At 33.2% G+C, this 24659-nt stretch carries 24 protein-coding genes, 1 tRNA gene and 1 pseudogene; 10 read left to right on the top strand and 16 right to left on the bottom strand.

Annotated elements, in window-relative coordinates; genetic code table 11:
- Positions 1 to 17 precede the first annotated feature (17 nt).
- Positions 18 to 1418, bottom strand: a complete 1401-nt coding sequence (locus ACZ0AH_RS05430; protein ID WP_463474813.1) for a S1C family serine protease — start codon at positions 1416 to 1418, stop codon at positions 18 to 20.
- Positions 1419 to 1557: 139 nt separating this feature from the next.
- Between ACZ0AH_RS05430 and dapF the strand changes: the two genes are divergently transcribed.
- The 4 genes from dapF (at position 1558) to ACZ0AH_RS05450 (ending at position 5153) form a co-directional block, all read left to right on the top strand.
- Positions 1558 to 2340: a diaminopimelate epimerase gene (gene dapF, locus ACZ0AH_RS05435; RefSeq protein ID WP_463474814.1), complete on the top strand. Its 783-nt coding sequence runs from the start codon at positions 1558 to 1560 to the stop codon at positions 2338 to 2340.
- A gap of 81 nt (positions 2341 to 2421) precedes the next feature.
- Positions 2422 to 2955 carry a GNAT family N-acetyltransferase gene (locus ACZ0AH_RS05440; RefSeq protein ID WP_463474815.1) on the top strand — a complete coding sequence of 178 codons (534 nt, stop codon included), beginning with the start codon at positions 2422 to 2424 and terminating at the stop codon, positions 2953 to 2955.
- A 10-nt stretch (positions 2956 to 2965) separates the two neighbouring features.
- Positions 2966 to 4006 carry an endolytic transglycosylase MltG gene (mltG, locus tag ACZ0AH_RS05445; protein WP_463474816.1) on the top strand — a complete coding sequence of 347 codons (1041 nt, stop codon included), beginning with the start codon at positions 2966 to 2968 and terminating at the stop codon, positions 4004 to 4006.
- A gap of 508 nt (positions 4007 to 4514) precedes the next feature.
- Positions 4515 to 5153: a peptidoglycan-binding protein LysM gene (locus ACZ0AH_RS05450; RefSeq protein WP_463474817.1), complete on the top strand. Its 639-nt coding sequence runs from the start codon at positions 4515 to 4517 to the stop codon at positions 5151 to 5153.
- A gap of 59 nt (positions 5154 to 5212) precedes the next feature.
- Here the strand turns inward: ACZ0AH_RS05450 and scpA are convergent, their stop codons facing one another.
- From scpA to dnaA, 11 genes are all read right to left on the bottom strand, one after another.
- Positions 5213 to 7351: a methylmalonyl-CoA mutase gene (gene scpA / locus ACZ0AH_RS05455; protein WP_463474818.1), complete on the bottom strand. Its 2139-nt coding sequence runs from the start codon at positions 7349 to 7351 to the stop codon at positions 5213 to 5215.
- A gap of 13 nt (positions 7352 to 7364) precedes the next feature.
- Positions 7365 to 7655: a type II toxin-antitoxin system RelE/ParE family toxin gene (locus tag ACZ0AH_RS05460; protein WP_463474819.1), complete on the bottom strand. Its 291-nt coding sequence runs from the start codon at positions 7653 to 7655 to the stop codon at positions 7365 to 7367.
- Positions 7645 to 7881 carry a hypothetical protein gene (locus ACZ0AH_RS05465; RefSeq protein ID WP_072961921.1) on the bottom strand — a complete coding sequence of 79 codons (237 nt, stop codon included), beginning with the start codon at positions 7879 to 7881 and terminating at the stop codon, positions 7645 to 7647. The genes ACZ0AH_RS05460 and ACZ0AH_RS05465 overlap by 11 nt, the downstream gene beginning before the upstream one ends.
- 46 nt (positions 7882 to 7927) lie before the next feature.
- A complete protein-coding gene (locus ACZ0AH_RS05470) occupies positions 7928 to 9292 on the bottom strand; it encodes a methylmalonyl-CoA mutase subunit beta (RefSeq protein WP_463474820.1) in 1365 nt (454 codons plus the stop codon).
- Between the two features lie 14 nt (positions 9293 to 9306).
- Positions 9307 to 9642 carry an FtsB family cell division protein gene (locus ACZ0AH_RS05475; protein ID WP_463474821.1) on the bottom strand — a complete coding sequence of 112 codons (336 nt, stop codon included), beginning with the start codon at positions 9640 to 9642 and terminating at the stop codon, positions 9307 to 9309.
- Between the two features lie 203 nt (positions 9643 to 9845).
- Positions 9846 to 10454 (bottom strand): uridine kinase, encoded by a 609-nt coding sequence (gene udk / locus ACZ0AH_RS05480; protein ID WP_055095441.1) that lies wholly within the window; start codon positions 10452 to 10454, stop codon positions 9846 to 9848.
- 255 nt (positions 10455 to 10709) lie between these two features.
- A complete protein-coding gene (locus ACZ0AH_RS05485) occupies positions 10710 to 11591 on the bottom strand; it encodes an SDR family oxidoreductase (RefSeq protein WP_463474822.1) in 882 nt (293 codons plus the stop codon).
- Positions 11592 to 11668: 77 nt separating this feature from the next.
- Positions 11669 to 12796 carry a methionine aminotransferase gene (locus tag ACZ0AH_RS05490; protein WP_463474823.1) on the bottom strand — a complete coding sequence of 376 codons (1128 nt, stop codon included), beginning with the start codon at positions 12794 to 12796 and terminating at the stop codon, positions 11669 to 11671.
- Positions 12797 to 12851: 55 nt separating this feature from the next.
- Positions 12852 to 13565, bottom strand: a complete 714-nt coding sequence (locus ACZ0AH_RS05495; RefSeq protein WP_194617551.1) for an SAM-dependent methyltransferase — start codon at positions 13563 to 13565, stop codon at positions 12852 to 12854.
- Between the two features lie 75 nt (positions 13566 to 13640).
- On the bottom strand, positions 13641 to 14108 hold the full coding sequence (locus ACZ0AH_RS05500) for a low molecular weight protein-tyrosine-phosphatase (RefSeq protein ID WP_463474824.1): 468 nt from the start codon (positions 14106 to 14108) through the stop codon (positions 13641 to 13643).
- A 9-nt stretch (positions 14109 to 14117) separates the two neighbouring features.
- Positions 14118 to 15545 carry a chromosomal replication initiator protein DnaA gene (gene dnaA / locus ACZ0AH_RS05505; protein ID WP_463474825.1) on the bottom strand — a complete coding sequence of 476 codons (1428 nt, stop codon included), beginning with the start codon at positions 15543 to 15545 and terminating at the stop codon, positions 14118 to 14120.
- A 186-nt stretch (positions 15546 to 15731) separates the two neighbouring features.
- On the opposite strand from dnaA, the gene ACZ0AH_RS05510 reads away from it, so the two are divergent.
- The gene (locus tag ACZ0AH_RS05510; RefSeq protein WP_089478567.1) at positions 15732 to 16136 is read left to right on the top strand and encodes an acyl-CoA thioesterase; all 405 of its coding nucleotides are present in this window, start codon (positions 15732 to 15734) and stop codon (positions 16134 to 16136) included.
- A gap of 31 nt (positions 16137 to 16167) precedes the next feature.
- Here ACZ0AH_RS05510 and ACZ0AH_RS05515 read toward each other — a convergent pair whose 3' ends face one another.
- From ACZ0AH_RS05515 to ribD, 3 genes are all read right to left on the bottom strand, one after another.
- Complete coding sequence (locus tag ACZ0AH_RS05515) at positions 16168 to 16800, bottom strand: IMPACT family protein (protein WP_463474826.1); 633 nt, start codon at positions 16798 to 16800, stop codon at positions 16168 to 16170.
- A 210-nt stretch (positions 16801 to 17010) separates the two neighbouring features.
- Positions 17011 to 17613 (bottom strand): HAD family hydrolase, encoded by a 603-nt coding sequence (locus ACZ0AH_RS05520; protein ID WP_463474827.1) that lies wholly within the window; start codon positions 17611 to 17613, stop codon positions 17011 to 17013.
- Positions 17606 to 18655, bottom strand: coding sequence for a bifunctional diaminohydroxyphosphoribosylaminopyrimidine deaminase/5-amino-6-(5-phosphoribosylamino)uracil reductase RibD (gene ribD / locus ACZ0AH_RS05525; protein ID WP_463474828.1), 1050 nt, complete (start codon positions 18653 to 18655; stop codon positions 17606 to 17608). The genes ACZ0AH_RS05520 and ribD overlap by 8 nt, the downstream gene beginning before the upstream one ends.
- A gap of 110 nt (positions 18656 to 18765) precedes the next feature.
- Here ribD and ACZ0AH_RS05530 point away from each other — a divergent pair, with 110 nt between their 5' ends.
- Positions 18766 to 19251 carry a GNAT family N-acetyltransferase gene (locus ACZ0AH_RS05530; protein ID WP_463474829.1) on the top strand — a complete coding sequence of 162 codons (486 nt, stop codon included), beginning with the start codon at positions 18766 to 18768 and terminating at the stop codon, positions 19249 to 19251.
- Between the two features lie 84 nt (positions 19252 to 19335).
- The gene (gene prmC, locus ACZ0AH_RS05535) at positions 19336 to 20202 is read left to right on the top strand and encodes a peptide chain release factor N(5)-glutamine methyltransferase (protein ID WP_463474830.1); all 867 of its coding nucleotides are present in this window, start codon (positions 19336 to 19338) and stop codon (positions 20200 to 20202) included.
- A 150-nt stretch (positions 20203 to 20352) separates the two neighbouring features.
- Here prmC and ACZ0AH_RS05540 read toward each other — a convergent pair whose 3' ends face one another.
- Positions 20353 to 21597 (bottom strand): ABC transporter permease, encoded by a 1245-nt coding sequence (locus tag ACZ0AH_RS05540; protein WP_463474831.1) that lies wholly within the window; start codon positions 21595 to 21597, stop codon positions 20353 to 20355.
- A gap of 215 nt (positions 21598 to 21812) precedes the next feature.
- Between ACZ0AH_RS05540 and hisS the strand changes: the two are divergent.
- The 3 genes and pseudogenes from hisS (at position 21813) to ACZ0AH_RS05555 (ending at position 24626) form a co-directional block, all read left to right on the top strand.
- Positions 21813 to 23241 (top strand): annotated as a pseudogene (hisS, locus tag ACZ0AH_RS05545) (histidine--tRNA ligase).
- Positions 23242 to 23516: 275 nt separating this feature from the next.
- Positions 23517 to 23587: transfer RNA gene (locus ACZ0AH_RS05550), tRNA-Trp, on the top strand.
- Between the two features lie 460 nt (positions 23588 to 24047).
- Complete coding sequence (locus ACZ0AH_RS05555) at positions 24048 to 24626, top strand: nucleotide exchange factor GrpE (protein WP_055095455.1); 579 nt, start codon at positions 24048 to 24050, stop codon at positions 24624 to 24626.
- The last annotated feature ends 33 nt before the right edge of the window (positions 24627 to 24659 follow it).

Genomic DNA, 24659 nt, shown 5'->3' on the forward strand with positions numbered 1-24659 from the left:
AAGACTGAAAACTGTTACTAAATAATAATTCTAAAGATTTCTCCGTTTTTGTTGATCATTTCAATTCGGACACTTTGTCCTTCATCTTTTTTGCTTAAAAGTTTAGAAACAGTTTCAACATTTGTCGCTTTCACATTATCAATGCTTAAAATAATATTGCCTTGTAATTCATTTTGATATTGCGCTAAATTTTCATTTGTGATGTTTTTAATTTTTACACCATAATCAATTCTGAATTTCTTTTTATCTGCTGAATCTATATTTTCTAATTCAATTCCTTTAAATTCGGTACTAAAAAATTCATTTTTACTTAAAGTTACCGGAACCATTTTGGATTTTCCATCTTTTAGATAAGTAACTTTAACAACATCATTTGGACGTTTTGTATTAATATAGCCAGAAAGATCCGCATAAGTTGCAATGTTTTGATCGTCAAGTTTTACAATGATATCTCCTTTTGAAAGACCCGCTTTTTCAGCTCCGGAATTTTTAGAAACTTTACTAATATAAAAGCCTTGTGTTTGAGAAACTCCTAATTCTTTTGAAGCAGTGCTGTTTAATTCACCACCTTCAACGCCCAGAATTCCTCTTTGAACGTTACCGAATTCCATAATATCTTCGATAATTTTTCGGGCAATATTAGACGGAACTGCAAATGAATATCCAACATATGAACCTGTCATTGACGAAATCATCGTGTTAATACCAATTAATTCACCACGCGTATTTACTAACGCACCACCGCTATTTCCCGGATTTACAGCAGCGTCAGTCTGGATAAAAGACTGAATTCCGCTTGTGTCTAAATTTCTGGCTTTCGCCGAAACAATTCCGGCAGTTACAGTCGAAGTCAAGTTGTAAGGATTTCCAACTGCCAAAACCCATTCGCCAACTTTTACATTATCAGAATTTGCAAACGCGGTGTAAGGCAATTTTTCGTCGGCATTAATTTTTAATAATGCGATATCCATTTTTGAATCCGTACCGATTAATTTTGCCGTGTATGATTTTTTGTTGTTTAAGGTAATTTCAATTTCCGAAGCATCTTTTACAACATGATTATTGGTCACAATATAACCATCTTCAGAAATAATGACACCAGAACCGGTTCCTACTTGTTCCTGTTGCTGTTGACCTCCATAACCATAGAAAAATTCCATCATAGGATTACTTACAGTTCTTCGCGAAACATTTTTTACGTGAACAACCGTGTGGATTGTCTTATCTGCCGCAGCGGTAAAATCGACCGTTTCAGCTGGTAAACCAACATTTTTTCCGAATGAATCGGGGGCAAGAGTTACAACAGAATTTTGTCTTCCAAAAAAAGAATTGTTGCTCTCAAATAATAACTTGTAAGCACCAAGAGTAGTAGCGCCACTCATGAGCGATACCAAAAATAAGGTTGAAAATCTTTTCATAATTACAATTTATGTTTAAGTTATTTAACGTAAAATTAAATCAAAAAATTATTCTGTAAAATGCTTTAACGCTCTTTAACAATGATTAACATTTCATTAATTAATAGTTCGTACTTTTGTACTTCTTAATGGACTAAAAATGCAAATAGAATTTTATAAATATCAAGGTACGGGGAATGATTTTGTAATGATTGATAACCGATCAGATTTCTTTCCTAAAGATGACATTAAATTAATTGAACGCTTGTGTGACAGACGTTTCGGGATTGGAGCCGACGGACTTATTTTGCTTGAAAACGATGCTGAAACAGACTTCAGAATGGTGTATTACAACTCAGATGGAAATCAGAGCTCAATGTGCGGAAATGGTGGTCGCTGTTTAGTTGCTTTTGCTAATCAATTAGGCGTTATCGAAGATAAAACAACTTTTATTGCTACAGATGGTTTGCATCATGCATCTGTTGGTGATGATGCAATTATTTCATTGCAAATGATTGATGTTGACGAAGTACAAAAAAAGGATGCCTATACATTTTTAAATACAGGTTCGCCACATCATGTTCAAATTGTTGATGACTTAGAACATTATAATGTAAAAGAAAACGGAGCAGCAATTCGATATGGAGAATTGTATGGAGAAAAAGGAAGTAATGTCAATTTTGTTAAGAAAGTTGATGATAGTACTTTTTCACTTCGTACGTATGAAAGGGGTGTTGAAGATGAAACCTTAGCTTGCGGAACCGGAGCAACAGCTGTAGCAATTGCTATGAACGCAATTGGACAAACTGATAAAACATCCATTAATTTGAATGTTGAAGGAGGAAAACTAGTCGTTTCTTTCGATAAATTAGGTGAACATTTTAGCAATGTTTTTTTAACCGGACCAGCAAAATTTGTTTTTAAAGGAACAATTGAGATTTAATCAATGATGTCAGTCTGAGCGGAGTCAAAGACAAAATCTATTCTAAAATTTACATTATAAAATCATAAATCTAAATTCAAGATGATAACACTCAAAGGCGATTCAATTTATCTTCGTGCACTTGAACCTAATGATTTAGAGTTTGTGTATGCAATGGAAAATGATCAGACAATTTGGGAAGTTAGCAATACCAACACACCTTATAGTCGTTTTTTGGTTCGGCAATATCTCGAAAATGCACAACAGGATATTTATGAAGCAAAACAATTGCGTCTGGCGATTTGTCAGGACGTAGATTTTCCTGCTATTGGATTGATTGATTTATTTGAATTTGATCCGAGAAATAACAGGGCAGGTGTTGGAATTGTCATTCAAAAAAGCGAAAATAGAAAGCAAAATATTGGTTCTGAAGCCTTAGAGCTTTTAATTAAGTACGCATTTTATAATTTAAATCTGCATCAATTATATGCAAATATTGCTGTAGGAAATGTAGCAAGTATAGCTCTTTTTACTAAATTTGGCTTTGAGAAAATAGGAATTAAAAAAGATTGGATTTTGCTGAATAACCACTATCAAGACGAAGCAATTTTTCAGTTAATCAATAAACACATTTAAAACTTTAGCTTTGAAATTAAAAAAAATAATCACGTTAACTGCCGTAGCCGTAATTTCAGTCTTAATGATTTACGGATTTGTTTTAATAAGCAAAATCTTTAGCGCCAATACTAAATTCGAAGAAAAAGAATTATATGTATACGTTCCAACCGGTGCAAATTATACTGATGTAAAAAAAATATTAGAGCCATATATCAAGAATTTCGACAATTTTGAAATGGTAGCCAATAAAAGAAGCTATCCTGAAAATGTAAAATCAGGTCGTTTCTTGCTTAAAAAAGACATGAACAATATTGATCTAGTTCGTGCCATGCGTTCTAATGCTCCTGTAAAATTGGCATTTAACAACCAGGAACGTTTAGAAAATTTTGCCGGCAGAGTAGGTTCAGAAATTGAAGCAGATAGTTTGTCTTTGATGAAAGCAATTAAAGATCCTGCCTTCTTAAAAGAAAATGGTTTTAATGAAGAGAATGTTTTTGCCATGTTTATTCCGAATACCTATGAGATTTACTGGAATACATCTGCAGAAAAATTCCGTGATAAAATGATTAAAGAATACCATAATTTTTGGACAGAAGAAAGAATCGAGAAAGCAAAAAAACAAGGTTTAACTCCGGTTCAGGCTACAATTTTAGCTTCAATCGTTCACAAAGAATCAGTTAAGAAAGACGAAAGACCACGTATTGCAGGTGTTTATTTAAATCGTTTGCGTTTAGAAATGCCATTGCAAGCAGATCCAACAGTTATTTATGCCTTAAAGCTTAGGGATAATAATTTTGATCAGGTTATCAAAAGAGTTTTTTATAATGATTTGATTATGAGATCTCCATATAATACTTATGTGAACGTAGGACTTCCTCCTGGACCAATTGCAATGCCGGATATTACCGCTCTTGATGCTGTTTTAAACCCCGAGAAAAACGATTATATTTATTTTTGTGCAAGTGTAGATCGTTTCGGATATCATGAATTTGCTTCTACTTATGAGCAGCATACTATAAATGCAAAAAAATATTCGGACTGGATTGCTAGCCAGGGTGTATTAAGATAGTTTTTCAATTATTTAAATAAATAAAAACCGAAGTTTAAGCTTCGGTTTTTTTGTGATTTTAATTTATGGATTTTGCATTTTAAAATGTTTTCATAAGTAATAATTTAAAACATTCTCCTTTAATATTACCCATTTTGATATACTCTTAAAATGCAAATATTATTAAAGACACAGATTTTTATTTTAACAAATTGTTAAAAAAAATGAGTCAAAACGGAATTTATTATTCGTAAAAAACCTTTAAATTAAGTAGGTTTTATCTTTCTATTTTAACAAATCTGCTAAAAAAATGATAAAAATGACATTTTTGATGATTTTATTTTAGTGCTTTTTAACCAAAATAAAAACCTTATCCAAACGCTCGAAAACGGCATCAATAAAGGGATTCTCGGATATATTTAAATTTTAAAAATATGTAAACAACTGATTATCAGTATTGTTTTATATTCGTTACCTTTGCATCGTAGAAATTTCAAGAGGGTGACAGCATTTTGAAGAAAAACAATTTATGATAAAGAAATGGTACTTTTATGCGAGTTTGATCGTTATTATTACATTTTTAAGTTTGGGTTTCAAACCCTTTACTATAGAAGCCAAACCTTGGTTTCTGACAGAGAAAACAGATGGAGCTGAATATATGTTTCCATCGCGGGAAAAGGATGATTATCCTACTGCAAACTTCCCATACACCGGAAATCATTTTATAGGTTTTAAAGAAGCAGTTGCTTTTAAAGAATCTCAAGGTAAATACCGAAAGGTAAATTCACTTGGTTACATGGGAAAATACCAATTTGGTTCTGAAACTTTGAGAACCGTAGGTGTTCACAATGACAAAGCTTTTCTAAAAAATCCCGCATTACAGGAAAAAGCATTTATTGCATTATTATCCAAAAATAAATGGGCATTACGCAATGAAATTGAAAAGTATGAAGGAAAAATTATTAACGGCGTTGAAATTACCGAATCAGGAATTTTAGCCGCTGCACACCTTGGAGGAGCACGTTCAGTTAAGAATTTCTTCAGAAACAAAGGAAACAGACATTTTAGAGATGCTTATGGCACTTCATTAAGAAGTTACATGAAAGCCTTTGGAGGTTATGATCTTTCTTATATTGAAGCGGATAGTAACGCTACAATTAAAGATTAAGGAGTAAATAAGAGAAATAAAAAATCCCGAATTATCGGGATTTTTTTATGGAAATATTTTTAGTCAATTAGTATTTCCAGAATTTTAATGGCAGCTTCACTAATTTTGGTTCCCGGACCAAAAACTGCAACAGCACCCGCATCAAATAGAAATTGATAGTCCTGTGCCGGAATTACGCCGCCAACAATCACCATAATATCTTCCCGACCGTGTTTTTTTAATTCTTCAATTACTTGAGGAACCAGTGTTTTGTGACCGGCTGCCAGAGATGAAACGCCCAAAATATGAACGTCATTTTCCACAGCTTGTTTAGCAGCTTCTGCAGGAGTTTGAAAAAGTGGGCCAATATCTACATCAAAACCAACATCTGCATAACCCGTTGCGACTACTTTTGCGCCACGATCATGTCCGTCTTGTCCCATTTTGGCAATCATGATTCTGGGACGTCTGCCTTCTTGTTTTGCAAAGGCATCTGCTAATTGTTTTGCCTTTTCAAAATCTTCGTCATTTTTTATTGCTGCACTATACACACCGCTGAAGGATTTAATTTGTGCTTTAAATCGTCCAAAGATAGTTTCAAGAGCATCACTGATTTCGCCTAAAGTTGCACGGTTTCGCGCAGCTTCAATAGCAATCTCCAGTAAATTTCCCTGACCGGTTTTAGCACAAAGAATTAATTTTTCGAGTGATTGATTTACTTTTTCAGTATCTCTTTTCGCTTTTATTGCTGTAAGCTGCTCCAGTTGTTGTTTGCGAACCATTTGGTTATCAACATCCAAAATATGCAAAGGATCTTCTTTCTCTAATCTGTATTTGTTTACACCAACGATAATATCTTGTCCGCTGTCAATTCGGGCTTGTTTTCTTGCGGCAGCTTCCTCAATTCTTAGTTTAGGAATTCCGGCTTCGATGGCTTTTGTCATTCCGCCTAATTCTTCCACTTCTTCAATCAGCTTCCAGGTACTTTCTGTAATTTCATTGGTCAGGTTTTCGACATAATAACTTCCTGCCCAGGGATCAACGGTTTTGGTTATTTTAGTTTCTTCCTGTAAAAATATCTGCGTATTACGCGCAATTCTGGCTGAGAAGTCCGTTGGCAAAGCAATAGCTTCATCAAGAGCGTTAGTGTGTAAAGATTGTGTTCCGCCAAAAGCTGCAGCAGTAGCTTCAATACAAGTACGTGCTACGTTGTTAAAGGGATCTTGTTCCGTTAAACTCCAGCCACTTGTTTGACAATGTGTTCTCAACGCTAAAGATTTATCACTTTTGGGATTAAACTGTTGTAATAATTTGGCCCAAATCATTCTTCCGGCTCTCATCTTGGCAATTTCCATAAAATGATTCATACCAATTGCCCAGAAAAAAGACAGGCGAGGAGCAAACTCATCAATTGTCATTCCGGTTGATAATCCGGTTCTGATATATTCTAAACCATCGGCCAAAGTATAGGCTAATTCAATATCAGCTGTTGCTCCGGCTTCCTGCATATGATATCCTGAAATAGAAATAGAATTGAATTTTGGCATTTTCTTGCTCGTAAATTCAAAAATATCGGCAATGATTTTCATCGAAGGTGTTGGCGGATAGATATAAGTGTTACGAACCATAAATTCTTTCAAAATATCATTCTGAATCGTTCCGGATAGTTTTTCTATTGCAACACCTTGTTCTTCAGCCGCAACAATATAAAAAGCCATAATAGGTAAAACAGCGCCGTTCATAGTCATAGAAACTGACATTTCATCAAGTGGAATTTGATCAAACAATACTTTCATATCCTCTACAGAATCAATGGCAACTCCGGCTTTACCGACATCTCCCACAACTCTTTCATGATCAGAATCATAACCGCGATGTGTGGGTAAATCAAAAGCGATGGATAATCCTTTTTGCCCGGCAGCCAGATTTCTTCTATAAAAAGCATTACTTTCTTCTGCAGTCGAAAATCCTGCATATTGGCGAATCGTCCACGGGCGTCTTACATACATAGTAGCGTAAGGTCCGCGTAAATTGGGTGCAAAACCTGCTCCAAAATCAAGAAACTCTAAATCCTCAATATCTTTTTCTGAGTAGGTTTTCTTGAGTTCAATTCCTTCAGCTGTGGTAAAGTTGTCAGTTGTTGATTGTTGATTTTGAAATTCAACATCTAACTTCTCACTTTTAACGTCTAACTTTATATGTGTAAGGTCTTTTCTCAATTTTAAAATATTATTAGAATAGGTTTAATTCACTATCTCTAGATGTGTGAAAAATGGATTTAATAACGACACGATTTTCATAAATAGAATAATGTATGGCGTATGGAAAAGTTTTTAAAAATATGATTCGAATATTGTCATATCTTATTTGAAATAGCAATGGGTCTTTTCTAATAATTGCTATACTTCTTTTAAATAAATCATTAAATCGAATAGCTAATTTTGGATGTATATCTTTATACCAAAGTAAAGATTTTTTATAATCTGTTTTAGCCTCTTCAATAATTACTATCTTATAGATCATCTTCAATTTCTTTTAAAAAATCATCAATGTCAGTAACATTCTTGGGGTTTTTTAAATAATTTTCTGTTCTTTCTCTAACTTGATCAATTTGCCATTGAGGAATTTTATAATGATCGTTTTGTACGGGTAAAATAATTACTTCTACTTCATCTGCGATAAAATCATCTGGTAGAATAACTGTGACAGAATGGTTTTTAACGGATATTATTTGTCTAATTGCTTCCATAATTATTTAGGTTTATTTTCAAATATAACTATTTGAAATTAGTTTTTTATTCAAGTTCCAGCCTTTCCTGTTCCAGTTTCTCGGCTAATCTTTTTTCTATGATGGGTGTAATTAATGTTTTTCTTGGTTTTATTTTTACAAAAGGAAACAGTTCTAAATCGTGTTTCATTTTGTCATCTTTATTAGGATGTTTATTGGTGCCCAAAAGAACTTCTTTTTTGGAATCGAATAATTCTTGTTCTTTCGTGGCACTTTCCTGAATTTTCTTTTTAATCGTTCCGTCGTTCAAAAGTTTCAGAAATCCTCCACTTGCTTCAATATCTTTGAATAAAGTCAGACTTTTTTCTGCCAGTTGCATGGTTAAGCTTTCTATATAATAACTTCCATCTGCCGGATTATTGACTTTATCAAAATAACTTTCGTGTTTTAAAACCAGCAATTGATTTCGTGCAATTCTGTCCCCAAATTCATTGTCTTTGTGATATAAAGAATCGTAAGGTAAATTAGCAACTGCATCGGCACCGCCTAAAATAGCCGACATACATTCCGTTGTGGTGCGTAACATATTTACATTATAATCGTAAATCGTTTTGTTGCGTTTTGTTGGCGTAACCAATAAATGACATTCTAAATCAGGATTATATTCAGCAGCAATTAATTTGAAAAGCATTCGTAAAGCACGAAGTTTTGCAATTTCAAAGAAATAATTTGTTCCTACAGAAACCTGAAAAACGATTTGTTTTGGAATAGTTGGCAAACGGTTTAAATACTCGTTTGCATGCGCTAAACTATACGCAATTTGCTGCGTAATATTAGCCCCGGCATTTTGATATAAACCAGAATCAATACTTATTAAAGAAAGATTGGTTGTTGATTTTGAAATTAAATCAATGGTTTCAAAATTATTTTTATCCGATGTTGTAAACCAGTTTCCTTCTCGTGCAAAATGGCCAATAGGATCCAGATTACAATAAAAGATGGCTTTTTTTTGTATGGAAATACGGTCTAATTTATTTACGAAATCGATTGAAATAAAACTCAAATTAAAGTAAACAATTCTATTTTCTAAAGGAAGGTTTTCTAATAATTTTTGAATGTCGATTTTTTCATTTTCGATTGTAAAACGCAAACTTTCTGCACCACGTTCGATGGTGTTTAATGCTCTTTGAATCGATTTCTCAACATCATAAACAAATATGTTTTGGCAAATTTTAAAGTCGCTTGCTTTTGTTTGTACAGGAGCTGCTTTTGAAAATTCGTCGCTATGATAAAAAGGTTTTACCTGAATATCTTCGGGAGAATTCCAGATTACGGTTTCGTTATAATCAGCGCCATCTAATTCAAACTGAATTTTTTGTTTCCATTGTTTGGATGAAATCGGATTAAAATCTTCGAAAAGGGTAGTAGCCATTTGGTTTTTTCTGATTATTCTTTAGTATCTTGAATAGTATCTCCTTCAAATTGGATGATGTAAATATCTTCGCTGTCTTTTTTCATAAAGTACTTTTCGCGAGCGTATTTTTCTATTTGTTCAGGATTTTTAAGCTGTTTTATTTGTTCCTGATCTTTTTTGATTTCTTCCTGATAATATTTTTTATTGTCTTGTAATTCGTTAATCTGTCCGTCTAAAAAACGATGATCAAAATAAGAGTAATTGTCTAAAAATAACATCCATACCACAAAAAAAAGTAAAACCCAAACATATTTATTGCTCATTAATCTGAACCAGCGTTTGTCTTTATATGGATTTTTTATTTTCATTTTCTCTTTAACGGATTACTTCTTTTAATTTCGATTGGTGTTCTAGCCCCGGTTACTTCACTTAGTTTACTGTTTTTCATTTGTGTTCAGTGAACTTAGTTTGACCCGATATCCTTTTTATGTCTGCGAGAGCGGACATAAAAAGATAAAGGCGAAAGCGGGAAATAGCTCCTAACTTTTATGGAATAAATTTACAATAAAAATTATGAAATTCGTTGATTAATTACGGCACGAACTACATCAATTGCAACAGTATTATATTTGTCATTCGGGATTATAATATCGGCAAAAGCTTTAGATGGTTCTATAAATTGCTCATGCATAGGTTTTAAAGTGTTTTGATAACGTGTTAAAACCTCATCGATATCACGACCGCGTTCTGAAATATCACGTTTTAAACGGCGAATTAATCTTTCGTCAGAATCAGCGTGAACGTAAACTTTAACGTCAAAAAGATCCCGAAGCTCGGGATTTGTCAAGATTAAAATACCTTCAACAATCATTACTTTTCTGGGATGAGTTGATACGGTGTCGTCAGTTCTGTTGTGCTGAATGAATGAATATACCGGCTGATCAATCGTTTCGCCTTCTTTTAAGGCTTTTAGGTGTTTTACCAATAATTCAAAATCAATGGCACGCGGATGATCAAAATTAATTAATGCTCTTTCGTCAAATGACAAATTATGGGTTTCTTTATAGTACGAATCCTGAGAAATTACGCCCACTTCAGTATCTGGTAATTCGTTCATAATCTGGTGTACTACTGTTGTTTTTCCACTTCCTGTTCCTCCTGCAATTCCAATAATGAGCATATATTTTTTTGTTTGATATTTGTTTGGCAAAAATAATAATTTAAGTGGATTGTGTAAATATATTATGTATTTAAACCATATAAGTGATATAAGTAAATTTAAGCAACCAGATATTTAAACAATTTATTACTTCATTGAACTTATATTACTTATATGGTGAAAAACATAAAAAAAATCCCGACAGCAATGCCATCGGGATTTAGTGCAATCAGTATAGTTTTAATAAAATATTCTGAATTTAGTAAGCACGTAAAATTATTTATTCTTTTTTGCTTTTATCATCATTTCAAGCTGATCCCAAAGTTCTTCTGGAATTGCTTCCAGTAAATTAAATTGTCCGGCACCTTTTAGCCATTCGCCGCCATCGATCGTGATAACATCACCATTTACATAGGCAGAAAAATCAGAAACCAAATAAGCTGCTAAATTGGCCAATTCCTGGTGATCACCCACACGTTTCAACGGCACTTTTTTCGCCATATCAAATTTTTCCGCTAAATCTCCTGGCAATAATCTGTCCCACGCACCTTTTGTTGGAAATGGTCCCGGCGCAATGGCGTTAGAACGAATTCCGTATTTTGCCCATTCTACAGCTAAACTTCTTGTCATGGCAAGAACTCCAGCTTTTGCAGTAGCACTTGGTACAACATAAGCAGAACCTGTCCAGGCATAAGTAGTCACGATATTTAAAATTGTGGCAGATGTTTGTTTGGTATCAATCCAGTGTTTTCCAAAAGCAAGTGTACAGTTTTTAGAACCTTTTAATACGATATCTATAACAGTATCAAATGCATTTGCAGATAAACGTTCTGTTGGAGAAATGAAATTTCCGGCAGCATTGTTCAAAAGAACATCTACTTTTCCGAAAGCTTTTAAGGTTTCCTGAAGCATATTTTCTACTTCATCATAATGACGAACGTCACATTGAAGCGGTAAACATTTTCCTCCCGTTTCAGTTTCAAGTTCGGTTGCAGTAGCTTTTAGTTTGTCTAAATCTCTTGAAGTAATAGCTACCTGAGCGCCTAATTCCAAGAAATATTTAGTCATCGCTTTCCCTAAACCGCTTCCTCCGCCAGTAACCACAATGACCTTACCTTTTAAAGCGTCATCTCTTAACATTTTATCTGTATAGCTCATATTTTTTTCTTTTTATTACAATATTAATTAAATAAATAGGATGCACGCATAATAATGTTATAAAATTTTGATAAAAATTATATAGCACATAATTTTTTGGCTGCAGATTCTAAGGTAAAATTATCTTTGGCAAAACAAAAACGGATTAATTTTTGGTCTTTATGATCGGAATAAAATGTAGAAATAGGAATCGCGGCAACGCCATGATCTGTGATCAGTTTTTTACAGAAAGTAACATCATCATCATCTGAAATATTCGTATAAGAAGCCACCTGAAAATAAGTTCCTTCGCAAGGTTTTAATTCAAAGTGGCTATTTTGAAGCAGTTTTTGAAAATAATCTCGTTTTTCCTGATAGAATTTCCCTAATAGATTTAAATCGACAACATCTAAATATTGACTTATGGCAGCCTGAGAAATACTATTCACGCTAAAAACCAAAAACTGATGTACTTTTTTGATTTCTTTCATCAGATATTCAGGAGCAACGGTATAACCAATTTTCCAGCCTGTAATATGAAATGATTTTCCGAAAGAAGAAACCATTATACAACGATCTAGAAGAAATTCTTTTGTATGTGCCGAAATATGTTTTTCTTCAAAAGTAATGTATTCATAAACTTCATCAGATAAAACCAAAATGTCAGGATGTTTTGAAAGTAATTTTTTCAGTTGAAGAAAATCGTCCTCTGTTAAAATTTTTCCAGTTGGATTATGTGGATTATTGATAATAATCATCTTGGTTTTCGGAGAACAACCTTTTTCAATCGTTTCCCAATTGGGCGTATAATCATCATTTAAAGCAACCCGAACAGGTTTTGCATTGCACAATAAAACCGGAGATTCATAAGAATCATAGCTCGGATCCAGAATAATAACTTCATCACCCGTTTTTATCAATGCTAAAATCGTGGTGAAAATTCCCTGAGTGGCACCGGCTGTAACCAGAATTTCAGTTTCAGCAACTATAGTTCTATTATATGAACTATGAACCAATTTGGCAATCTGATTCATCAGTGGTGGAAAACCTGCCATTGGTGTATATTGATGCACATTTTCTTTGGCTAATCTTGCAATAATATCAGTTAATCTTTCATCAACAGGAAAATTTGGAAATCCCTGCGAAAGATTAATAGCATTGTATTCGGCTGCCATTTTAGACATGACCGTAAAAATGCTGGTAGTTATATTTGGAAGTTTACTCATGTGGAAGTTTGATTAGGGAAAAACTTGTGAGTACAATATAAGGCAATTTTTACAATTACATTTTATGAATAATAAAAATCGTAGGTCGATTGTGTAAATCAACTTTTAGTTTTTTCCAATCTGCAACTCGCATGGTTTTAATAAATTCTGTTGGCAACGTAATATCAGTCGCAATACAAAGATGAGTCGAAGGATTTACGATTTGCAAAATATCTTCAACCAGTTTGTTGTTTCTGTATGGCGTTTCAATAAAAATTTGAGATTGATTTTTGTCCTGAGATAATTTCTCGAAATGCTTTAAAGCCGATTTTTTCTCGTCTTTATCTATTGGTAAATATCCATTGAAGGTAAAACTTTGCCCGTTCATTCCAGACGCCATCATCGCTAATAATATAGAAGAAGGACCAACTAAAGGTACTACCTGAATGCCTTTTTCGTGTGCCAATTTTACAATTACGGCACCAGGATCAGCAACTCCGGGACAACCGGCTTCGCTCATTAAGCCTACATTTTTTCCTTCTAACAAAGGTTTGATGAAGTCTAAATGCTCGCTTGGTTCGGTGCGTTTATTAAGGGTAAAAAGTATAAGTTCTGATTGTTTTTTTTCCGGAGAAACTGCTTTTATTGATTTTCTGGCTGTTTTTTCGTTTTCAACAATATAATGGTCTATAAAATCGATACTTCTTTTTACCGTTTGCGGCAAAACATCCATCGGATCACTTTCGCCCATTGTTGTTGGAATTAAATATAATTTTCCTGGAAGTTTCATGTGATTTATTTTATAGATTATAAAATGAAAATTTTCAATTATTTAATAATCAAATAATTGAAACAGATAAGTTAGTTAAGAATGTTTTGCGATGAGTTTTTTAGAAATGATATCAGCAACTTCGTCTAACATTTGGTAAACGTTGTCAAAACCATTTACAGCTCCAAAATAGGGATCTGGAACATCTACATTTTCGCCTGGAAATAACTCGTTTAAAATAAGATGAACTTTTTCTTTATGTTCTGGCGTTTTGGCAAGATGAATGACGTCGCGGTAATTCGAATTATCCATAACATAGATATAATCGAATTCATCAAAATCAGCAATTTTAAATTGTCTTCCTTTTTGATTGTCAATACATAAACCATTTTTTTGGGCAACTGCAATGGAGCGTTTGTCAGGTGCGTGTCCCACATGCCAGGAACCTGTTCCAGCTGAATCAACTGTGAATTTGTCTTTTGGAAGTTTAGATGCTAAAATTCCTTCTGCCAAAGGAGACCTGCAAATATTTCCCAAACAAACCATTAAGATTTTTATTGGCATGATGCGCGTTTATAGCGTTAATTTTTTGTTGATGTCTTCGACAAATTTTTTGAATTGTTTGTCTGTAGAAACTAAATTATCAACTGTTTTACAAGCATGTAATACGGTTGCGTGATCGCGATCTCCAATTTGAGATCCAATGTTTGCCAAAGAAGCTTTTGTAAATTTCTTTGCAAAAAACATGGCCAATTGTCTCGCCTGAACCACGTGTCTTTTTCTGGTCTTTGATTGAAGTGTTTCAATATCCAACTGAAAATAATCAGACACAATTTTTTGGATATAATCGATAGAGATTTCTCTCTTTACGTTTTTAACAAATTTCTCTACAACGCTTTTTGCCAATTCAATCGTAACTTCTTTTTTATTGAAAGAAGATTGAGCTATTAATGAAATAATTGCGCCTTCAAGTTCACGAACATTCGATTTAATATTGCGTGCTACATATTCAATAATATCTTCCGGCATATCAACACCATCACGATATAAAATGTTTTTTAAGATCGAAATACGGGTTTCATAATCCGGCTGATGTAACTCAGCAGATAATCCCCATTTAAAACGGGATAATAAACGCTGTTCGATATCCTGCATGTCAACAGGAGCTTTATCCGAAGTTAAAATTACCTGTTTTCCGTTTTGGTGCAAATAATTAAAAATATGGAAGAAAACGTCCTGAGTTCCTGATTTACCTGATAAAAACTGAACATCATCAATAATCAAAACGTCGATTAATTGGTAAAAGTGAATGAAATCATTACGATTATTCTTTTTAACCGAATCAATATATTGTTGTGTAAAAATTTCGGCAGAAATATATAAAACCGTTTTTTCAGGATATTTGTCTTTTACTTCAACACCAATAGCGTGTGCTAAGTGTGTTTTTCCTAAACCAACTCCACCAAAAATCAATAACGGATTAAATGATGTTCCTCCGGGCTTATTGGCAACAGCCATACCTGCAGAACGGGCCAAACGGTTAGAATCGCCTTCAAGGAAATTATCAAAACTGTAATTAGCATTTAATTGCGATTCAATTTTTAAATTTCTGATTCCGGGAATTACAAACGGATTTTTAAGTTCGGGATTTAAGTTTTTAAACGGAGCATCAACCTCTTGCGGTTTCATTGGCACTCTATTGGCACTTGGCAACTGTTCGGTAAACGGTTGTTTATTGCCATAAGTGTTTTCCATTTTAATTTTATAGAGTAACTTTGCGTTTTTTCCCAGTTCTTTGGTAAGCGCAACTTTCAATAATTTAACGTAGTGTTCTTCTAACCATTCGTAGAAAAATTTACTTGGTACTTGAATATATAACGCGTTGTCGGTTAGCTCAACTGATTTGATTGGTTCAAACCAAGTTTTATAGGCTTGATCTTGAATATTGTCTTTTATAAAGGACAAACAGTTTTCCCATACCGATTGAGCAGTTTTAGTCATAGATTCAGATAAATTTTTTATTATTGATAAAGATTCTCCTATTAAAAAAGAAGCAAATTTTTTCCGTATTTCGGGATAACAAATATGTGAACAAATTTCTGTAAAAAAAAATATTTTGGGGTCTAATTTTATAAAAAAATGTTGTAAGAGCGCTTTTAAAATTTAATTTTTTTTAATATATAAATAATGAAAAATCATCAAACGCAAGTGCGTGTTCGTTACTCAGAAACCGATCAAATGGGAGTTGTTTATCACGGAAATTATGTACCCTATTTTGAGATAGGACGCGTGGAATGGCTTAGAAATAAAGGGATTTCGTATAAAAGCATGGAAGAAAGCGGAATTGGACTGCCGATTGTTTCGATGCAAATAAATTATAAAAAATCAGCACGTTACGATGAGCTTCTAACTATTCATACTGCTTTCAAAAGTCAATCATCTGTGAAGATTGAATTTGACTGCGCCATCTATAATGAAGCGAATGAGTTATTAACAACTGCGGCATTTATTTTAGTATTTATTTCGTTAAAAACAGGTCGTCCAACAGCCCCTCCGGATTATATTTTAGAATTATTTAAAACGCTTGTGTAATTGTTAAAATGAGATATGTTTTTATATTAAATTATATAATTTTAATATCGATTTCAAACATTAAATCAAAAATGTCGAATACAGATTCGGCATTTTTTTTGCGCGTTTTTGTCGTTATTTTTCCAATTGGCAATTCGGAATCTTCATCTATTTCCATTTCCTGAGATGTGATTTCCAGTTTCTTTTCTTTGATGACACGCATTACTTTATTCATGTTTTTATAATCAAAAGAGATTAAAAAATGTACATCAATTGTTTTTTCGATAATCTCAGAAACTTCAAGCGCCATTTGAGCGGTTGTTTTATAAGCCGCAATTAATCCGCCAACTCCTAATTTTATTCCGCCAAAAATTCGAACTACCACTACAAGAACGTTCGTTACACCAAAAGATTGTATTTGTCCGTAAATTGGTGCTCCGGCAGTATTGCTTGGTTCTCCGTCATCATTTGCACGATAAGAAATTTTTGGAGCCGTACCTAATTGATACGCATAACAATAATGCACCGCATGCGGATGTAGCTTTTTTAAGTTTTCGATTATGGGTTTTACAGCCTCTTCGTTTTCTATAGGAAAAGCATAGCCAAAGAATTTACTGCCTTTTTCTTTAAAAAGAACTTCTTCAGATTCAAAAGCAATAGTTTGATACGTATCGTTATATTCCAAAAGTTAATTTCTAAATTATGTTTAATGTTTTTTTTGCCACAGATTAAAAGATTAAAAAGATTTTTTTTTTAGCTGTGACAGTTTTCACGCAGATTCTGCAGATTTAAGCAGATTTTATTTTAATTATAATCTGCGTAGATCGGCTTAAATCTTTTTAAATCTGCGTAAAAAAAACATTTTAATCTTTATAATCTGTGGCAGAAATATGAGCTACAATATTTTTTTATCAAATAAATCAACAACATCTTCCTGACCAACCTGTAGATTCCAAACATGAAGACCTAAAGCCGCCGCCGCATCTGTATTTTCTTTTTTATCATCAATAAACAAAGTTCGCTTTGGCGATAATTCGTGTTTGTTAATAATATATTGATATGCTTCGGGATTTGGTTTTCGCATTCCAATTTCAAAAGAAAAATAAACCTTTTCAAAACATTGATAAAAATCACTGTAAAATGAAATCCCGCTTTTATTTTCGAAAGTTTCAATATGAATAGAATCGGTATTGCTTAACAGAAACAAACGGTATTTTTTAGAAAGCAATTGCAGAAATTCTAATCGATATAATGGAAAATCAGCCAAAACAGCATTCCAGGCTTCCAGAATTTCTTCGATAGAAGCATTTGGAAGTTCTTTTTGAAAACCTGCCAAAAAATCAGCATGCGAAATGTCTCCGGTTTCAAACAAAAGATTCAAACGGTCAAATTCTGAATTCCATTCTGTCATGCCTAACTTCTGTAATCCTGAAATAGTTGCTTGTTTGTTTAAATTGATAAAAATATCACCAAAGTCAAAAATTATAGTATCAATCATGATTTCTAACATGTATTAATTCGTCGGTTTGAATAGGAGTTTTTGTCACATTTCTCTTTGTCAAAATTGGCGCTTTTGTTCCTTTTCCGAAAGAAGTTTTTCCGATAAAAATTCGTGCTTCATCCCAAATATTGCAATCAATAAAAGATTGTAATGTTTGTAAACCGCCTTCAATAATAATAGACTGAATTTGGTTTTGATGCAAAACAGAAAGAATTTGCGGTATCGTATTTTGAGAAAAATCTATACTTTCAAAGCTTGTGTTTTCTGTCGAAATCAGATTTTCAGATTTTGTAAATACAATGGTTTTTACGCTATCGTCAAAAATAAAACTATCTTTTGATATGCGATTGTTTTGGTCTAAAACAACTCTCACCGGATTATCTCCTGCCCAATCACGGGTATTAAGTTTGGGATTATCATCTATAACAGTTTGAGTTCCTACTAAAACAGCCTGTTCTTCGCTTCGCCATTTATGAACCAATTGTCTCGAATATTGATTGGTAATCCAAACCGGTTTTCGTTCCTGATTAATCTCTTTTTCAGGAGATAAAAAGCCATCCTGGGTTTCTGCCCATTTCAATATAATATAAGGTCTCTTTTTTTGATGAAAAGTAAAAAAGCGTTTATTAAGTTCGTTGCATTCGTTTTCTAAAACACCAACGGTAACATTTATTCCCGCAGCAATTAGTTTTTTAATGCCGTTTCCTGCTACTTTTTCGTTAGGATCAACAGTTCCAACGATAACATTTGGGATTTCGTTTGCAATAATTAAATCACAACACGGAGGTGTTTTTCCAAAATGGCTGCAAGGTTCTAAACTCACATAAATAGTAGCTTTTTTTAATAGCGATTTGTCTTTTACAGATCGAACCGCATTGACTTCGGCGTGAGGTTCACCGGCTTTTTTGTGCCATCCTTCGCCAATAATTTTGTCTTCGTAAACAATTACACTTCCTACCATTGGGTTTGGATATGTAGTTCCAAAACCGTTTTTGGCAAGTTCAATGCAACGTTTTATATATTTCTCATGTATATTCACAATACAAAAGTAGTTAATTTTTGAGTTTTCTTCTGATACTGGTGGGTATTGTTAGCAAACTATCAAAAAAGTATTTTACTTTTGTATATATAAAATACGAATAAACATACATGGAAAATTGGATTATCAGAGCGATTAAAAAAGAAGATAATGAGGCAGTTGCGCAATTAATAAGATCAGTTTTTGATGAAATGGAAATTCCGAAAGTAGGAACTGCTTATGAAGATCCGTATTTAGATTTAATGTTTGAAGAATACAACAAACCAAAATCTATTTATTTGGTAGTTGAAAAAGAAGGAAAAGTTGTGGGTTGTGCCGGAATTGCCCCTTTAGAAAATGGTGATCCTGCTATTTGCGAATTGCAAAAGATGTATTTTTTGCCGGAAACCCGCGGATTAGGAATTGGAAGTAAAATGATGGAGCAATGTCTTGAAAAAGCAAGGGATTTTGGTTTTGAAAAATGTTATATTGAGACAATGCCTTTCATGCATGCGGCTCAAAAATTATATAAAAAATCCGGATTTGAGTATTTAAATGCTCCAATGGGGTGTACTGGGCACAATTCTTGCCCTGTTTGGATGTTAAAAGTTTTGTAAATCAGAATGTTAAAAGTTTTGTTTTGCATGGCTTATTGGAAAAAAAATTGGTGTTAGCTGTAAATGAATGCTTAAATTGCCCTAATGAAAATTAAACAATATCGGACTCACTTTATTAAAGAATTGTCGCCTTTTTACGATGCATATGAAGCAGAAAGTTTCTTCTATTTAATTTTAGAAGATAAACATAAACTGCGTCAAATTGATTTGGCCTTAAATCATGAATTAAGTTTTTCGGATAGTGATTTTGTTGTTTGGAATTCATTACTGGCACAATTAAAAAAAGAAGTTCCAATTCAGTATTTACTTGGTAAAACGAGTTTTTACGGTTTGGATTTTGAAGTAAACGATAATGTTTTAATTCCGAGACCTGAAACGGAAGAATTGGTTGAGTGGATTATTAACGAAAATTCGAAAACAGATAAATCAAAAAAAATCAAGATTCTGGATATCGGGACCGGAAGTGGCTGTATCGCAATTTCATTGGCTAAAAATCTGCCTAATGCTGATGTTTATGCCATTGATATTTCGAAAAAAGCGCTTGATATTGCTAAAAGAAATGCTGTAAATAATAATGTAGATATAACTTTTATATACCAGAATATTTTAGAAACCGAAGAATTAAAATGCAATTTTGATATTATAGTTTCAAATCCTCCATATGTTCGGAATTTAGAAAAGGAAGAAATCAAAAAGAATGTTTTAGAACATGAACCACATTTGGCCCTTTTTGTGGAAGATAATGACGCTTTGATTTTTTATAGGAAAATTGCAAAATTGGCAGAAAATAATCTTTCCGAAAATGGACAGCTTTATTTTGAAATCAATCAGTATTTAGGACAGGAAACCACTGATTTATTAACCGAAATGCATTTTACAAACATCGAACTACGAAGAGATATTTACGATAATGACCGTATGATTTACTGTAAAGTTTCTAAAACCGTTTAGGGAAAGTTCTTAAAAGTTAAAAAATTCTAATCTAGCCCCGATAGCAGTGGAAATCCTTTTTTTTTGCTGGGGTTCAGCAAAAAAAAGATTGAAACGAATAGCGGGACAAATGGTCTTTTGGAACTATTATTACTGTTTCAAACAAAAAATCTACTCATAACGCAAAGCCTCGATAGGATCAAGTTTAGAAGCTTTTATTGCAGGATATAATCCAGAAACTATTGCAACTATAAAACTGGTTGCAAAAGCAGCAAAAATTGCCATCCACGGAATCACAAATGCAAATTTCATTATAGCAGCAAAAGCAGCACCTATTAAGATTCCAAATACAATTCCGACCAAACCGCCAATTTGTCCAATCAACAAAGTTTCGATAAAAAACTGAACCGAAATCGTAATTTTTGTAGCGCCTAAAGCTTTACGAACACCAATTTCCCGCGTACGTTCTGTAACCGAAACAATCATGATATTCATTAAAGCAATTGATGATCCTAAAATTGTAATAACACTGATAATCCAGGCTGCCCAGCCTAAATACTGTGTGATTCCGAGGATTCTGTTAATTAAATCGTCGCTTCGGCCAATGCCAAAATTATTATCACGAACCGGACTTAATTTACGAACTCTTCGCATGGTACTTGTCGCATTATCAACAGCTTCGTCAAGAAGTTCTTTTTTAGAAACCATGACGCTCATGGTATAATTGATGTTTGGAGCGGTAAATAAAGAACGCGCAACCTGAATTGGAATCAAAACGCGTAAATCCTGACTATGTCCAAACGTTGATCCTTTTTCTTTCAGGACGCCAATTACTTTAAATCGGGCACCGCGAATAGAAATTATTTTATCAATTGGGTTCACATCTTTCAATAATCCTTTTTCAAAATCAGAACCTACAATGCAGGAATACGTATTATTTTCAATATCAAATTGATTAAAAGAACGTCCCGAAGTAGTTTCTAAACCAGAATTTGAAATAAAATGTTCATCGACACCAACAATAGTAATTTCCGGGTCGGTTTTTTGATCTAAATATTTTACTTCTGCAGATGATGTTGCGGTGAATGAAAGAGAAGTTTGCGTAAAAGGATATTTGTATTTGTTTTTGAAAGCGACAGCTTCAGGATACGAAATGATTGGGTTTATGACTTCGCGCTCATTTCCGCCACGATTTTTAACAGTATTTTCGTATTGATTGATGTTAAAAGTATTCGCTCCCATTGAAGCAAAATTAGTCGAAACCGTGTTTTCGAGTGCAGTAACAACAGTTAGAATTCCAACCAAAGCTGTAATTCCGATAGCGATGATTAATACGGTAAGAATGGTTCGCAATAATTGTGTTTTGATAGAACCAAAAGCAATTCGGATATTTTCTTTAAATAATTTTAGCATCATGACCAATTTGTCACGAAAATACGTTTTTTGTTACAAGTTTGTTTTCGAACAGGCAATATTTATTTTAAAAAATAAGATATTTGCAGTCCATTAGAAATTAAGAGAAATCTAAAATCTATGAAAATCCAATAATATCAAGATCATTTAAATTTTAGACTTCAAAAAAAAAGAAATCTAATAATCTAAAGATCCAAAAATCTAATATCTAAAAAAAAATGGCTTCAAAACCAAGCATACCACAAGGAACAAGAGATTTTTCGCCTGCAGAGGTGTCAAAACGTCAATATATTATACAAAACATTAAAAGTAATTTTGAGAAATTTGGTTTTCAGCCGATCGAAACGCCTTCGTTTGAAAATTCAGATACTTTAATGGGAAAATACGGAGAAGAAGGTGATCGTTTGATTTTTAAAATATTGAATTCGGGTAATTTTTTCTTCAATAAAAATAAAATTGAATTACCGGAATCTATCGAATCGCTTCAAATTAATTCGGCCGAAACAATTAATCTGGATCAAAGAATTGAGCTGAATAAATTTACCGGAAAAATTTCAGAAGAAAGCGTTGCGTTACGACTTAACAGTTCCGTTTGCAAGATATGTGGTACAGCATCAAAACGAAATTGAGTTTCCATTTAAAAGATACCAAATCCAACCAGTTTGGAGAGCAGACAGACCTCAAAGAGGACGCTACAGAGAGTTTTATCAATGTGATGCTGATGTTGTGGGTTCAAAATCGTTGTGGCAGGAAGTTGAATTGGTACAATTATACGATACGGTTTTTACTTCTTTAGGATTAGAAGGCGTTACAATCAAAATCAATAACAGAAAAATATTATCCGGAATCGCCGAAGTTATTGGCGCATCTGATAAATTAATTGATTTTACGGTTGCCCTTGATAAACTGGATAAAATTGGTGAAGACGGAGTAAAAAAAGAAATGATCGAAAAAGGTATTGCTGAAGAAGCGTTGGTTAAAGTTCAGCCGCTTTTTAGTTTTACAGGAAGTTTTTCGGATAAAATAAACCAGCTTTCAGACTTATTAGCAGAATCTGAAGAAGGAATGAAAGGGGTTGAGGAATTGAAATTTATTTGTGACAATGTGGCAACTTTAGGTTTGTCAACAGCGACATTAGATCTTGATGTAACGCTGGCTCGTGGATTAAATTATTATACAGGAGCAATTTTTGAAGTAGCGGCGCCAAAAACCGTTTCGATGGGTTCTATTGGCGGTGGCGGAAGATACGACGATTTGACTGGTATTTTTGGTTTGAAAAATATGAGCGGCGTTGGAATTTCTTTTGGTTTAGACCGAATTTATCTGGTTTTGGAAGAATTACAATTATTCCCTGAAACGGTTTCAGCAACATCAAAAGCATTGTTTGTCAATTATGGTGATAAAGAAGCTTTATATGCTTCGCAGGCGATTCAGAAATTACGACAAGAAAATATAAAAGTCGAATTGTATCCTGATAATGTAAAAGTTGGGAAACAATTTCAATATGCAGATAAACGCTTGATTCCGTTTGCAGTAATTGCGGGAGATCAGGAAATTGCATCAAATTCATATTCGCTTAAAAATTTAGTTTCCGGCGAACAGATTTCGGTTGATTTTGAAGGATTGAAAAATGCTTTGTTGGCATAATTGAATGGTCAAGTGTTTTGCCACTCCCGATAGCTATCGGGATAAAAAGAATTTTGCATATACGAGCAGATTTAATTTGGTTGTTATGTAAAATATATCTTTTTTAATCTGCTTAAATCTTTTTTAAAATCTGCGTGAAATAAAAAATCATAGGTAACTATTTGAAGCAAAGGTTTTTGCTTCGGATCATGCGTGTTTAAAGGATTTTCTTTCTAAATCTCTACTTAAAATAGTTGCCGGAGAAGAAAAAAAACTTTTAATTTGCCGACCTTAATACGGGCGTAGTTCAAGGGTAGAATAGCGGTCTCCAAAACCGTTGATGGGGGTTCGAATCCCTCCGCCCGTGCAATATTTTACCGCAAAGAGCACAAAGATTTTTATCTAAGTACCTTTCAAAAAAAACACAAGTTCGCAAAGCTAATCCATATAAAGCTTTGCGAACTTTGTCTTTTGTAAAGCTTAAGAGTAAAAAAATCTTAGCGTTCTTTGCGGTAAATTTTCTTTCTCAAAAAACATAAAAAAAAGCTTCGTCTGAAATAGGCGAAGCTTTTTTTAATATAAGGTAAACTTGAATTAATAATTATTTATAAAGCCGAGGCTAACCCTTAAATTCAATTTTGATAGGTAATAATTTGATTTCTATTGGACTCCAAATATAGTTTAAACTAAAACGTAATAGTCTTAAAATTATACTAAATTTTTAAAGTGTATTTTTGCTTTTTAAAAGGCTCAGTTTTAATAAAGTGACAATTTGACATTTTATAAGATTTGGCAGTACTTTTGCAATCCAACAAAAAGAATAAAAAATGAAGTTTAAAAATATTTTTAAAAATAAAAGTAATATGACTACGGAAAATACAGAATTCGATCAGGAATTAGATGATGTAACGTTAGAGAACAATGCCAACGGTGAGCAGTTAATTGTTGAAGAATTAAGTGTTGAAGAGCAATTGGCTCAAGACTTGGCAAAAGAAAAAGATAAGTTTTTGAGATTATTTGCCGAATTTGAAAATTACAAAAAAAGAACTTCAAAAGAGCGTATCGATTTGTTTAAAACAGCAAACCAAGAAGTTTTGTTAGCAATGCTTCCTGTTTTGGATGATTTTGACAGAGCGACTGTAGAAATCAACAAATCTGAAGATGAAAATTTGAAAAAAGGAGTGGAGTTGATTTACGAAAAATTGAAAAGCACTTTGGTTTCTAAAGGTTTAGAGCAAGTTGAAGTAAGAGCAGGTGATGCTTTTAATGCTGATTTTGCTGAAGCAATTACCCAAATTCCAGCTCCGTCTGATAAATTAAAAGGGAAAATTGTTGATGTTATTGAAAAAGGATACAAATTAGGAGACAAAATTATTCGTTTCCCTAAAGTGGTCATCGGAAACTAAAAATGCAAATAAATATTCTGAAGGTCAATTTTT

The organism is Flavobacterium sp. AC105, from assembly GCF_979258495.1.

What these genes read in the sequence shown, in the direction of transcription:
- ACZ0AH_RS05430 (WP_463474813.1), bottom strand. Translation starts at nt 1,418, where the DNA reads ATGAAAAGATTTTCAACCTTATTTTTGGTATCGCTCATGAGTGGCGCT.
- dapF (WP_463474814.1), top strand. Translation starts at nt 1,558, where the DNA reads ATGCAAATAGAATTTTATAAATATCAAGGTACGGGGAATGATTTTGTA.
- ACZ0AH_RS05440 (WP_463474815.1), top strand. Translation starts at nt 2,422, where the DNA reads ATGATAACACTCAAAGGCGATTCAATTTATCTTCGTGCACTTGAACCT.
- ACZ0AH_RS05450 (WP_463474817.1), top strand. Translation starts at nt 4,515, where the DNA reads ATGATAAAGAAATGGTACTTTTATGCGAGTTTGATCGTTATTATTACA.
- ACZ0AH_RS05460 (WP_463474819.1), bottom strand. Translation starts at nt 7,655, where the DNA reads ATGATCTATAAGATAGTAATTATTGAAGAGGCTAAAACAGATTATAAA.
- ACZ0AH_RS05465 (WP_072961921.1), bottom strand. Translation starts at nt 7,881, where the DNA reads ATGGAAGCAATTAGACAAATAATATCCGTTAAAAACCATTCTGTCACA.
- ACZ0AH_RS05470 (WP_463474820.1), bottom strand. Translation starts at nt 9,292, where the DNA reads ATGGCTACTACCCTTTTCGAAGATTTTAATCCGATTTCATCCAAACAA.
- ACZ0AH_RS05475 (WP_463474821.1), bottom strand. Translation starts at nt 9,642, where the DNA reads ATGAAAATAAAAAATCCATATAAAGACAAACGCTGGTTCAGATTAATG.
- udk (WP_055095441.1), bottom strand. Translation starts at nt 10,454, where the DNA reads ATGCTCATTATTGGAATTGCAGGAGGAACAGGAAGTGGAAAAACAACA.
- ACZ0AH_RS05485 (WP_463474822.1), bottom strand. Translation starts at nt 11,591, where the DNA reads ATGAGCTATACAGATAAAATGTTAAGAGATGACGCTTTAAAAGGTAAG.
- ACZ0AH_RS05490 (WP_463474823.1), bottom strand. Translation starts at nt 12,796, where the DNA reads ATGAGTAAACTTCCAAATATAACTACCAGCATTTTTACGGTCATGTCT.
- ACZ0AH_RS05495 (WP_194617551.1), bottom strand. Translation starts at nt 13,565, where the DNA reads ATGAAACTTCCAGGAAAATTATATTTAATTCCAACAACAATGGGCGAA.
- ACZ0AH_RS05500 (WP_463474824.1), bottom strand. Translation starts at nt 14,108, where the DNA reads ATGCCAATAAAAATCTTAATGGTTTGTTTGGGAAATATTTGCAGGTCT.
- dnaA (WP_463474825.1), bottom strand. Translation starts at nt 15,545, where the DNA reads ATGACTAAAACTGCTCAATCGGTATGGGAAAACTGTTTGTCCTTTATA.
- ACZ0AH_RS05510 (WP_089478567.1), top strand. Translation starts at nt 15,732, where the DNA reads ATGAAAAATCATCAAACGCAAGTGCGTGTTCGTTACTCAGAAACCGAT.
- ACZ0AH_RS05520 (WP_463474827.1), bottom strand. Translation starts at nt 17,613, where the DNA reads ATGATTGATACTATAATTTTTGACTTTGGTGATATTTTTATCAATTTA.
- ACZ0AH_RS05530 (WP_463474829.1), top strand. Translation starts at nt 18,766, where the DNA reads ATGGAAAATTGGATTATCAGAGCGATTAAAAAAGAAGATAATGAGGCA.
- prmC (WP_463474830.1), top strand. Translation starts at nt 19,336, where the DNA reads ATGAAAATTAAACAATATCGGACTCACTTTATTAAAGAATTGTCGCCT.
- ACZ0AH_RS05540 (WP_463474831.1), bottom strand. Translation starts at nt 21,597, where the DNA reads ATGATGCTAAAATTATTTAAAGAAAATATCCGAATTGCTTTTGGTTCT.
- ACZ0AH_RS05555 (WP_055095455.1), top strand. Translation starts at nt 24,048, where the DNA reads ATGAAGTTTAAAAATATTTTTAAAAATAAAAGTAATATGACTACGGAA.